Annotated in this window: 5 protein-coding genes; 4 read left to right on the top strand and 1 reads right to left on the bottom strand. The window is 64.2% G+C overall.

The window, feature by feature from the left end; all coding sequences use genetic code 11:
* From EN745_RS34115 to EN745_RS34130, 4 genes are all read left to right on the top strand, one after another.
* Positions 1–245: helix-turn-helix transcriptional regulator (locus EN745_RS34115; protein WP_145992313.1), on the top strand; the 245-nt coding region annotated here is incomplete at its 5' end.
* Positions 246–353: 108 nt separating this feature from the next.
* Complete coding sequence (locus EN745_RS34120) at positions 354–833, top strand: carboxymuconolactone decarboxylase family protein (protein ID WP_127423265.1); 480 nt, start codon at positions 354–356, stop codon at positions 831–833.
* A gap of 86 nt (positions 834–919) precedes the next feature.
* The gene (locus EN745_RS34125; protein WP_127423266.1) at positions 920–1282 is read left to right on the top strand and encodes a nuclear transport factor 2 family protein; all 363 of its coding nucleotides are present in this window, start codon (positions 920–922) and stop codon (positions 1280–1282) included.
* A 144-nt stretch (positions 1283–1426) separates the two neighbouring features.
* Positions 1427–1741 carry a hypothetical protein gene (locus EN745_RS34130; protein WP_126056764.1) on the top strand — a complete coding sequence of 105 codons (315 nt, stop codon included), beginning with the start codon at positions 1427–1429 and terminating at the stop codon, positions 1739–1741.
* A 68-nt stretch (positions 1742–1809) separates the two neighbouring features.
* On the opposite strand, the gene EN745_RS36610 is transcribed toward EN745_RS34130, so the two are convergent.
* Positions 1810–2004 (bottom strand): hypothetical protein (locus EN745_RS36610; protein WP_210213786.1); only part of this gene is annotated, 195 nt, incomplete at its 5' end.

Here is a 2004-nt window from a genome sequence, read left to right on the forward strand (position 1 = left end):
ATCTGGAACCGGCCTGCCGGCCGAAGGCCAGGCCAGCGGAGCCGGCGACGCTGACGGCGCGGGAAAGCGAGGTGGTGAACCTGATCGCCGACGGCAAGAGCAACGCCGCGATCGCCGCAGAGCTCAGCCTCAGCGAACACACGGTCAAGCGTCACGTCGCCAACATCCTGCTCAAGCTCGACCTGCCGTCGCGGGCGGCGGCGGCGGCGTTTTCGGCCAGGCACACTGGCCCGGACGGGCCATGAGAGCCATGGCGCTTTTGGGCGAAGCGGCTCGGCGCGGCAGAGCGCTAGGATTTTCTCCATGCAGGACAGGCGGATTTCGCCGCGAAGCACCTGCCAATGGAGGATGAGATGGAGAAGTCGAACCGGACATTCAAATCGCTGGTGATCGCGGCAGGCATTGGCGCGGTCTTCACTCTTGCTCCCGCCAAAGCCGAAGACGCCTCGGCCACCGCTGCCTACAAGGACATCCAGGCGACGCTCGGTTCAGTGCCCGACATGTTCAAGACGCTGCCCGATGTGGCGGTTGCCGGCGCCTGGGCCGAGATCAAGGGCGTGCAGCTCAATCCCAACACCGCGCTCGACGGCAAGACCAAGGAACTGATGGGCCTTGCGGTGGCCTCGCAGATTCCGTGCCAGTACTGCATCTACTTCCACACCGAGGCGGCCAAGCTCAACGGCGCGACCGACGAGGAGATCAAGGAGGCGATCGCGATGGCGGCCATCGTGCGCCACTGGTCGACGATCCTCAACGGCAGCCAGGTCGATCTCGCCTCCTTCAAGAAGCAGACCGACGACGTGTTCGCCGCCGTCAAGGCGAAGTCGCAATGAGGAAATGCGCCTGCCCGGCGCTGGTGCCGGGCAGCGCGCTCCGATCAATCGAACGTCCCGCCTGACGGCGGGCCATGGAGGAGAAAATGCTGACCAAAACTCAACCGGTGGACGGCGCTGCGATCAAGAAGGCAATCGAAGGCCGCGACGGCAAGCTGCTGGCGAGCTTCTACACCGACGACGCGCTGGTGCGGGTGATCGACCGCAACAATCCGCCGAGCAAGCCGCGCGAAATCCGCGGCCGCGCGGCGATCACCACCTTCTGGGACGACATCTGCAGCCGGGCGATGACCCATAAGGTCGACACCACCATCGCCGATGGCGCCAACCTCGCCTTCACCCAGGCCTGCGCCTATCCGGACGGCACCAAGGTGTTCTGCGCGGCGATGCTGGAGCTGAAGAACGGCCAGATCGCGAGGCAGACCGTCGTGCAGGCCTGGGACGAGTAGGTGAACTGCGGATAATTCAGCGGAGCCTGTCCATCCCGATCGAAGCGGGAGGGGCTCCATTCCAGTGTCGGAGCATGATCCTTTCCGAACCGGATTGCGTTTTTCGCGATCATGCTCGGGCCGCAACCTCGGAGGAGAACGACGATGTTCAGCGCCAGATGGCAGATCGACGCCAAGTTCGGTCACAAGCAGACCGTGCTCGACATGATGCGGCAATGGGAGCGCGAGGTCGGATCGCAGGTCGGCATCGCCGATTTGAAGTTCCAGATCATGACCGGATCGATCGGTGCGCATGAATCGCGGATCGAGTCGCACCACGAGGTCGAAAGCCTGGCCCAGTTGGAGGCATTCTTCGCCAAGCTCGGCAAGATCGAGGCGCATGCCAAATGGGGCAAGGCGATGGAGCCCTTTGTCGTATCGGGCACCAATGTCTGGCAGATCTTCCGGATCGTCGAGTAGCCGCGCTGGCCCCCAATTAAATGCCTGTCGCCTAGAGCCGCTCACGGTTTTTGGGCGACAGGTGTCGGTTAGCTCTTGCGGCCGAAACTCGTGCGCTGACCCGAAAGACGTGCTTCCCGCGCCAGCCCTGCGGCCGCCTGGCGGCCTGCCGGGCCCTGATTGTTCAAGGTAGCCTGTTTGGCCAATGCCGCAGCGATCATGGCGTCCGCCTGGCGCGCGCGCTCGGAGGCGTTGTCTCCCGGCAAGCCTGCGGCCGCCACATT

It is taken from the genome of Mesorhizobium sp. M4A.F.Ca.ET.022.05.2.1 (assembly GCF_003998845.1).
Taxonomy (GTDB): Bacteria; Pseudomonadota; Alphaproteobacteria; order Rhizobiales; family Rhizobiaceae; genus Mesorhizobium.

What these genes read in the sequence shown, in the direction of transcription:
- EN745_RS34125 (WP_127423266.1), top strand. Translation starts at nt 920, where the DNA reads ATGCTGACCAAAACTCAACCGGTGGACGGCGCTGCGATCAAGAAGGCA.
- EN745_RS34120 (WP_127423265.1), top strand. Translation starts at nt 354, where the DNA reads ATGGAGAAGTCGAACCGGACATTCAAATCGCTGGTGATCGCGGCAGGC.
- EN745_RS34130 (WP_126056764.1), top strand. Translation starts at nt 1,427, where the DNA reads ATGTTCAGCGCCAGATGGCAGATCGACGCCAAGTTCGGTCACAAGCAG.